This is a genomic window from Kitasatospora sp. NPDC057542 (assembly GCF_042801945.1).
Taxonomy (GTDB): domain Bacteria; phylum Actinomycetota; class Actinomycetes; order Streptomycetales; family Streptomycetaceae; genus Kitasatospora.
On the sequence record NZ_JBHVFE010000419.1, the window covers coordinates 1 to 8,019 of the forward strand.

The 8,019-nt window shown below is 69.0% G+C and carries 8 protein-coding genes and 1 pseudogene; 3 read left to right on the plus strand and 6 right to left on the minus strand.

Annotated features, from left to right (window positions below; genetic code table 11):
- Positions 1-56: 56 nt before the first annotated feature.
- The 4 genes from ACFU7Y_RS34960 to ACFU7Y_RS34975 form a co-directional block, all read right to left on the minus strand.
- Positions 57-317: a hypothetical protein gene (locus ACFU7Y_RS34960; RefSeq protein ID WP_224281766.1), complete on the minus strand. Its 261-nt coding sequence runs from the start codon at positions 315-317 to the stop codon at positions 57-59.
- Positions 318-547: 230 nt separating this feature from the next.
- On the minus strand, positions 548-799 hold the full coding sequence (locus ACFU7Y_RS34965; protein WP_380770771.1) for a hypothetical protein: 252 nt from the start codon (positions 797-799) through the stop codon (positions 548-550).
- A gap of 369 nt (positions 800-1,168) precedes the next feature.
- A complete protein-coding gene (locus ACFU7Y_RS34970) occupies positions 1,169-1,387 on the minus strand; it encodes a hypothetical protein (protein ID WP_380770772.1) in 219 nt (72 codons plus the stop codon).
- Between the two features lie 20 nt (positions 1,388-1,407).
- Positions 1,408-2,613 carry an MFS transporter gene (locus tag ACFU7Y_RS34975; protein WP_380770773.1) on the minus strand — a complete coding sequence of 402 codons (1,206 nt, stop codon included), beginning with the start codon at positions 2,611-2,613 and terminating at the stop codon, positions 1,408-1,410.
- A gap of 59 nt (positions 2,614-2,672) precedes the next feature.
- On the opposite strand from ACFU7Y_RS34975, the gene ACFU7Y_RS34980 reads away from it, so the two are divergent.
- The 3 genes from ACFU7Y_RS34980 to ACFU7Y_RS34990 all read left to right on the plus strand — a co-directional run bounded on the left by ACFU7Y_RS34980 (position 2,673) and on the right by ACFU7Y_RS34990 (position 4,538).
- On the plus strand, positions 2,673-3,671 hold the full coding sequence (locus ACFU7Y_RS34980; RefSeq protein ID WP_380770775.1) for a DUF5937 family protein: 999 nt from the start codon (positions 2,673-2,675) through the stop codon (positions 3,669-3,671).
- Positions 3,672-3,751: 80 nt separating this feature from the next.
- A complete protein-coding gene (locus tag ACFU7Y_RS34985) occupies positions 3,752-4,108 on the plus strand; it encodes an Imm1 family immunity protein (RefSeq protein ID WP_380770778.1) in 357 nt (118 codons plus the stop codon).
- Positions 4,109-4,247: 139 nt separating this feature from the next.
- Positions 4,248-4,538: a hypothetical protein gene (locus ACFU7Y_RS34990; RefSeq protein ID WP_380770776.1), complete on the plus strand. Its 291-nt coding sequence runs from the start codon at positions 4,248-4,250 to the stop codon at positions 4,536-4,538.
- Between the two features lie 130 nt (positions 4,539-4,668).
- Here the strand turns inward: ACFU7Y_RS34990 and ACFU7Y_RS34995 are convergent.
- Positions 4,669-5,496: pseudogene (locus ACFU7Y_RS34995) on the minus strand (transposase); the annotation flags it as partial.
- A 106-nt stretch (positions 5,497-5,602) separates the two neighbouring features.
- Positions 5,603-7,390: a reverse transcriptase domain-containing protein gene (locus tag ACFU7Y_RS35000; protein WP_380770777.1), complete on the minus strand. Its 1,788-nt coding sequence runs from the start codon at positions 7,388-7,390 to the stop codon at positions 5,603-5,605.
- Positions 7,391-8,019 lie beyond the last annotated feature (629 nt).

Genomic DNA, 8,019 nt, shown 5'->3' on the forward strand with positions numbered 1-8,019 from the left:
GGCCTCGTACCTGGGCCGGCGGGGACGGCGCCGTACGTCAGTGCAGCACTCAAGGGTCAGCGACCTTCGCGCAGCGCCCGGCCGAGGAAGTTGTTCGGGCGCGTGCCAGGGTGGTGGACGAGGCGGGCGTAGACGACCTGGGCGGCGACCTCGAACCGCAGCGCGCGCCGGTTGCGCGGCCGGATGATGTGCGGGCGGGTGCCGTCGAGGACGAACCGGGTCGCCTGGTGGGCGGAGACGATGGCGCCCTGGAGCCCGGACGAGGTCGACTCGATCCGGCTGCTCCGGCGTTGGGAGTGGGGCCGGGCAAGCCGCACCGATCGACGCAGGCCGGGGACGGCCGGGCAAGCCCGTGGCCCCCGGCGACACCTCTTCCCACGCGGTCAGCCGGGCGCAAGAGGTCGCCCGGCGCAGGGGCGGGCAGCGGGGCCCTGGCAGGATCGGGCGGGCGGTGCGCGCTGCACCCCCATTGCTCGTGGCGCGCACCGCCTGGTCGGCCTGTTTTCGGTGTCGGTCGCTTCGGTCGCTGCCGTTCCATGGGGCCGGGTCAGCGGTTGGGGTACTCCTTCGCGTGGTGCAGGCGGATGTTCCAGTACGGGTCGTCGAGTTTGCCGGCGGCGGCGCGGCGGCGGTCGCGGTTGGTGGGCATGGGAAGGAGGATCGGCGGGCGGCCGTTGGTGTGGCGGTTGTCGTCGCAGTCGGGGCATTCCAGGCGGTACGGGTCGGCCGGCTTGCGTAGTTCGGCGATCGAGTCCGGTTTGCCTCCGGTGGAGCCCTGGCAGGTGTGGCAGGGGTGCATGGCGGCGTTCGCCCGGCGGGCGGCGAGCAGGGCGTTGTGCTCGCGGGTGTCGTCGGCTTCCTTGCGGCAGTGGTAGCAGGGCTTGGTGCCGTCGCTGGCGCCGGGCGTCCAGTCGTACTCGTCCTCGCGGCGGTTGCAGCCTGGGCAGCGGGTGGCTTCCAGGCGCTGTTCCTTCTCGTCTTCGGCGGCCTGCTCCTCGGCGGCGAGGCGGGCCCGGGTGCGGGTGAGGTACTCGGTGTCGGCGAGGGCGTCGGTGAGGTTCTGCCACTGGTGGCTGCCGAAGCGCTACCAGATCGGGCGTGCGGGCCGCGGGCTGTCAGCTGGTCGAGGGTGCACGCGAGGATCGGGATGCGGCCGGTGAAGTCGAGGTCACCGTGCGGCTGCCAGTGATTTGCGGGTCAGGGCCTGGACCTCGTTGATGGTGCCTGGCAGGCCCCGGGGTCCGGCGCCGGCCAGGACCGCATCGGCGATCTGCTGGCGGCCACCGGGCAGGGGGTGGGAGTCGTCGGTGGTCCAGTCGGCGATCGTGCCGACCGGGCCGCCGGCGGTGTTGGCGCAGGTGATGGCGACGATCGGCCGGTCGGCCACGACGATGTGATGAAGGGCTTTCAGGGTGTGGGCGACAGCGTTCGCCAGGACGTCAGGGCGGCGATGGCCGAGGCCGCGCCGGCCAGTGTGACGACCAGCGCCGGAGCCGCGACTTCGCCCAACGCGCCTCCGGCTGCGGCGGCCAGGCCCTGCAGCGTCATCGTTCCGGTCAGCAGCAGGCCGAACGCTTGACCGCGCTGCGTCTCGGGCACCGCGTCGAGGAACCTGCGGGCCAGTGCGAGCTGGTAGGCGACGCCGAAACCGGACACTGTCAGCAGGATGGCGGCGTATCCCGGTGCGGGGTGCAGCGCGAACCCCAGCAGCGGCGATCCGAGCGCAAGCGCGAGGGGGCGGGCCAGCCGCTCCCGGCCCTCAGGGCTTACCAGGCGGCCGACGATCAGGTTGCCGGCGAACATCCCGGCGGCCACCGCTGCGAACAGCAGGCCGGCTGCGTCAGGTGCGCCGACCTGCGCGGCGTACGGGACCAGCACGCCCTCGGCGCCGACCATCAGCGCCGGTGCCAGCCATTGCGCCAGCAGCAGCGCCCGGACCGCAGGCCGGCGCAGCAGCGCCCGGTTTACCTGCCAGGTCTCGCTGATGCCGGCCTCACCGCCGGTGCGGCGGCGTGGGTGGTGGGACAGGCGCAGTTGTAGCAGGCCCGCCGAGGCCAGGCAGGTCGCGGCGGTGATCCAGAGCGCGCCTGGTGCGCCGACAGCGGCGATCAGCATGCCTCCGGCGGCGAAGCCGAGCACCTGCGTGCCGCCGGCCGTCATGGAGAAGACGGCACGGCCGAGCACGTAGCGGTCGCCGTCTAGCAGGTCGGGCAAAAGGGCGGTGCGCGAAGCGGAGGCGACGGCGCTGGGCAAACCGGTGACGAACACCAGTGCCAGCATGGCCGGTACCGGCAGTAGACCGGTGGCGAGCACGATGCTGACCGCGGTGCGCAGCACCTCGTAGCCGATCATGACGGTGCGCGGGGGCCAGCGGTCGGCGAAAGCCAGCAGCAGCGTGCCGCCGAAGGCATAGGGCAGGAAGCCTGCCGCATACGCCAGCGCCGACATCAGCGCCGACCCGGTCGCCGAGTAGACGATCACGGACAGTGCGAGCATCCGCACCGTCTCGCCGATCAGGAAGAGCGTGTAGCTGCCGAACAGCACGCGGAACTGGCCCACAGCGAATACCTCGCGGTAGGTGGCCGGGCGTGCCGCGACGGGCGTGGTGGTCATGGCCGACAGCATCACGGCAGCCCAGCCATGGTGACTATGCTTTCGTGTGGAGGCAAAACATGCTGGCCATCGAGGTGGGACCCGTCGACGTGGCGCGTACCCGCTACGCGATCTCGCCGCTGGGCGAGGCGATGCAGGCGCTGCGCGTCGCAGCCGGCGTGCAGACCGCCGGCCCGCTCCGGCCGTGGGCCGAACGCATCGCGCCCCGGTACAAACAGCTGCGCCGGCAGGTGCCCGCAGTCGGGGCGCTGACGGCGCTGTTCCGCCACGGCGCCTACAACGCCGACTTCATCCATCCGCCGCCGTCGGGCTCCGGTGGCGACTTCGCCACCGAGCTGGCCGCCGTGCGCGCCACGCCCCTGCACCGCGCACGCCTGGAACTGGCCCGCAACCTGGCGGGACTGCGCACGCCGCCGCGCTACGTGCAGCGCATCCTCGACGCGCCAGACGTGGTCACCCAGCTCGCCGACGCGCTCGAGGCAAGCTGGCAGGCGCTGGTCGAGCCGGACTGGCCGCGGCTGCGCGCGGTGCTGGAGCGTGACCTCGTCCGCCGCGCCGGGCACCTGGCGATGTACGGCTGGGCGGCAGCGCTGTCCGATCTCGACCCCCGGGTGACCTGGCGCTCCGAGGGGCAGACCGGGACCATCGAGGTGCGCACGGGCTCGCGTACCGAATGGGACCGGCACCGGCTGGCCGGCAAGGGCCTGCTGCTGATGCCGACGGTGTTCGGCACTCTGATCAGCTACGTCGAGCCGCCATGGCCCTACGCCCTGGTCTATCCCGCGCGGGGCATCGCGGACCTGCTCGGCCCAGTGGCGGGTGCACCGAGCAGCGAGGCCCTGAGCCGACTGGTCGGCCCCCGCCGCGCGGACGTGCTCCGCGCGCTGGACGTGCCTGCAACAACGACGCAGCTGGCCGCCCAGCTCGGCCTGAGCCTAGGCACCGTCGGCAGCCATCTGGCGGTGCTACGCGATGCCGGCCTGGTCACCCGCACTCGCACCGGCCGGGCCGTCCGCTACGAGCACACGCCGCTGGGCGCAGCCCTGGCGGCCAGCTGAACGCCTGTCGGGCTCGAAAAGTCATCGCTGCACCCATGAGGGCCGGGCCTGTCAAGCGCGCGTAGGGTGCCTGGCCTTTTATCGAACCGCAGGCCAAGCACCCATGCGCCTACCTTAGCGTCGCGGCCAACGAGGCGACCGGCTTCGGGGTCATTGCATGGTGGACGAACAATCTCCCTCCCCGGGTGGGCGGAATCTACGACCACCTATGGATCTCCGGCAACCCCACCCCAACCGAAATCGACTCGCAACTCGTCTCCGATCCGCACTACCCCCGGTTCCATGACCCCGCCAGCGCGATACCGCTCACGCAGGTCAGAGCCGTCATCGAAGAATTCTGCCGCTCCGCCACCGGCGAACGTCCCGAGTCCATCGCCTGGGTGACCGGGCAGCTCAACGGCCAACGGGACGACCGGCCGGAGTTCGAGGACTACTGACCAGCAGTAACCGACAGTACGCCAAGGCCCGTCCGGTGGATCAGAACCGATCCACCGGACGGGCCTTCGGCTTCATGCTCCACAGCCTGCCGACACCCGCGAGCAGTTTGAGCAGGACCTGCCTGCCACCCTCGCTGCTGTGGAACCAGGAGCGCGCCGCCGGCCGCCTCGGCTCACCCCGGAGCAGAGGGAGGAGAAGGCCAAGCCGGACCACGAGCGACTGCTGCACCGCATGGACGAGGTCGAGGCCGCCTCCGAGGACACGTGGTACGCGCCGCCGTACCCCGCGTACTACGACACCGCCACCGCCCGCGACCACCACCGCGCCCTGCCGGTCGTGGCCACCACCCTCCCGCTGCTGCGCCGCTTCGGCGCCGACGCCCCGATGTGGCACCGGTTCGGCCGGAACGGCTGGCACAGCTGGTCATAGGCGGCGCGGTTGTTGGGGTTGTCCAGGGCCTCGGTGAGGGAGTGCCGGCCTAGCTAGGCGGCCGTAGCGACCAGAGGGTGTGTCCAGCCAACGGCTCTGTCCCGTAATCGGTGGTAACGCTCTGTGGTGATCACCGGAGGAGGATGCGGTGGCGGAGCAGGGGGAACCCGGCTCGGCCGTGCATCTGCCTCATGATCCGTTTGGTCCACGTGTTGACTCCCTCGGTGCGGCCGTTGTGGAACGGGAGGGTGAGTCCGGCGTCGACGGCGGCACGGTCGAGTTCAAGGCCGTTCGCGAAGGAGTGCAGGTGGGGCAGGTCGGCGGCGCGGGCTGTCGTGATCCAGTCGGTGAGCTTGGCGTCGTTGCCCTCCGCTGGGGTCAGCAGCTGAGCGAACTCGCCGGCGAGGCTGGCGAGTTCGGCCATCTCGGGGCAGGCTTCGGTGAGCTCCCCCAGTAGTGCGGTGTCCTTGTCGCGCAGATTCTCGGGGCGGGTGAGCAGGAGGCGGGCGAAACGCTGCGGGATAGTGACCGGCTTGTCGCCCTCGACGCGGCCCTGGGTGATGTAGCGGTAGAGCAGATTGAGGCTCCCGGTATAGCCCAACTCCTTGATCTACCGGAAGAGTTGGAGCACGGGGATGGCCGGGTCTTCCGTGCGGCGGGCGCGGAGGTGGTCGCGGTAGGGGTCGACGAGCGTGGGCTTGTAGCGCGGTGCGCGGCGGTCGCCGGTGGGCTCCTTCATGCGGGCGTACCGCTTGACGGTGTTCAGGGCGACGTCGAGGCGGCGGGCGCATTCGAGCAGCCCGACGCCCTGGCCAAGCAGATTGTGGACTCGCTGCCAGCGCTCGCGGGTGGTCCGCTCGCGTACACCCCCGGGCCGGGCGGGGTTCACCGCGGTGGCCCAGCAGGCGGCGTGCGAGCGGACCTCGGCCAGGACCTTGCCACACAGGTTGCTCCAGAGAGTACTGGTGGGCCGTCGGCGAGGTGCCTGCTGAGCAGGCCCTTTTCCCACGGCCCCCAGCCCGAACCGGGCTTGCGACTTGTCACCGCACCCGGCTCTCCAGTGACTACTCCGTGAGTGCTGGGACGGACTTCCTTCCGTGGATGGTTGCGTGGCAATTTCCGCAGACCACAAGGGTTTTGCGGTGCCGTGTGGCCATGAGATCTGCCCACGGGGGCCGGTCTGGTCCTGGCTTTCCGAGGTCGGCGAGCTTGGCGACGTGGTGGACTTCCACCTCGTCGACGCGCCCGCACGCCTCGCATCGCCCGGCGAGGAGTCTGGTGACCAGTTCCTTGCGCTTGGTGTTGACCGGGGCCAGCCGACGGTCGGTGATGACCGTCTTCTTGTCCCGTCGCAGCGGGATCCCGCCGAACCGTCCGACCAGTGGCTTCCTGTCGATGCGTTCGACGCGGGCCTCGAAGCACTTGCGCGGCCCGTGCGGTGTCTCGATGGTGGTCGCGTACTTGCGGGCCATCTTCGACACCGACGAGCGGTGCTTGTTCGCCAGCGTCATCAACATCGAGGTCTCCATGACCCATTGCAGCCGGGCGAGTCGGAAGACGTCGCCGGCCATCAGGTAGTACTGGACGATGCCGCGGTACTCCGACCCGTAGGTGCTGAGGATGACGTGATCGTCCTGGTTCAGCAGTTCGGGCCGACGCGCGGGTTTGCCGCGCTCCATGTACTGGGCTTGCTTGGCAGATACCACCGAACGAGGGACGCGCAATCTGATGACCCCATTGACGGAGCGTCGTCCGCCGGTGATCTTGCGGTCGTTGTGGTGCACGGTGATGTCGTAGCCGAGGAACCTCGCGGCCTGGGTGCGGCCATGAGTGATGAGCGTCTTTTCCGGCGACAATTCCAGCTTGAGTTCATCACGCAGGAATTGTGCCAGACGCTCCTTGATTTCCTCGGCCTCTGCCTTTGGTCCGGCAAACCCGAGCAAGGTGTCGTCGGCATAACGCACATACCGCAGCCGCCGGTAGCCGGGATCATGAGTATCCATGCTGGGCATGCTGCGGAGTTGCTTGCGCAGTTCCCGCACTGTGGTGCGGTCACCACGCTTGCGAGCGCGTGCCGTAGCCGCCCACACCCGATGAAAGGCGCGGTTCGACTGCCTGACTCCTCCCCGGGTGTATTCCGGGATCAGAACCTTCTCGACGTACTCGTCCATTTTGTGCAGGTAGATATTAGACAGGATCGGTGAAACAACCCCGCCTTGCGGACTTCCGCTGTGCGTGGCGTTCCAGACCCAGTCCTCCATGTATCCGGCCTTGAGCATGTTGCGCACCAGCCGTAGGAATCGATTGTCGCGGATCCTCTCGCCCAGGATTCGGAGCATGACCGAATGGTCAAGCCGGTCGAAGCACTGGGCGATGTCGCCCTCGATAAACCAGGCCGTACCCGTCCAGGTATGGACCACATCACTTAACGCGGTGTGGCAGCCCCGGCGGGGACGGAAACCGTGGGAGGAGTCGGAGAACGTCGGCTCGTAGTACGCCTCAAGAAGCAGACGGACCACTTCGCCGACGAGCTTGTCGCTCCAGGGCGGCAGGCCGAGCGGACGCAGCTTCGTGCTGCCCCGCCCTTTGGGGATGTAGACCCTCCTGGCCGGGCTCCACCGGTAGCGCTCGTGGCGCAGCGCGTCGATGACGTGCTCGATCTTGCCCAGCGACATGCCGTCCACGGTCTCCCCGGTGACCCCGGGCGTCATCGCTCCCTTGTTGGAATAGAGACGCCCATAGGCCAACAGATACAACTGCGGGTTGAACATCTGTCGATACAGTTCATCGCACGGCAGGCCGCGCCTGCCGCGTTCACGGAGGACACCCAGCACCGTTTCGGCGCTCTGCATTACGCATACCTCCCGATTCTTGGGTGTCCGATCACCTGGCCCCCTTCGCCCGTGCGGACGGCTTTCCCGTCCTCCTCGGCCGGTCGTGACTCCGGCGACTACTACGGGGCCTCCGTCGCCATAGGAAGATCTCCTCCCTTAGGCGATCCCATGTTCGTCCTTGTCGTACGTAACAGCGTGACGTAGGCGTTCCACTCATCCCCTTGAATGCCCTCGCTGGGCATCGCTCCGCGCTCTGGAGGTTGCGTCGGCCATGGCATCAAGCCGTCGCAGGGCACGGCGCCGGTTTCAGGCATCTTTCCGGCGGATTCGACCTTCAATCTTCTGGGGATTGGAATTCAGGCAATCCAGCTTTCGCCATATCACGCGGGTCCCGCGACGCCCCGTCCCCAATGCCTGGGCCCGGTCGTCACTTTCCTGGCATGCTGCGGTCCCCTCACCGTTTCCGGATCAGGTAAGCCATTGGACCCAAGAACCTCCCTCCAAATTCTTCCCGACTGAATCGGGGATACGACAAGGCGCCTCATGGCGCACTGCCACCTGTCGCTGACCTGCACGGCTTCGGGCAGGGCCCGGCGGATCGCCTCGCCGTAGGAGCCGGAGCCGTCACGGCAGACGTATTCGGCCCC

Coding starts and splice junctions, on each gene's coding strand:
- ACFU7Y_RS34965 (WP_380770771.1), bottom strand. CDS start 799: ATGCACCCCTGCCACACCTGCCAGGGCTCCACCGGAGGCAAACCGGAC.
- ACFU7Y_RS34975 (WP_380770773.1), bottom strand. CDS start 2,613: ATGACCACCACGCCCGTCGCGGCACGCCCGGCCACCTACCGCGAGGTA.
- ACFU7Y_RS34980 (WP_380770775.1), top strand. CDS start 2,673: ATGCTGGCCATCGAGGTGGGACCCGTCGACGTGGCGCGTACCCGCTAC.
- ACFU7Y_RS35000 (WP_380770777.1), bottom strand. CDS start 7,390: ATGCAGAGCGCCGAAACGGTGCTGGGTGTCCTCCGTGAACGCGGCAGG.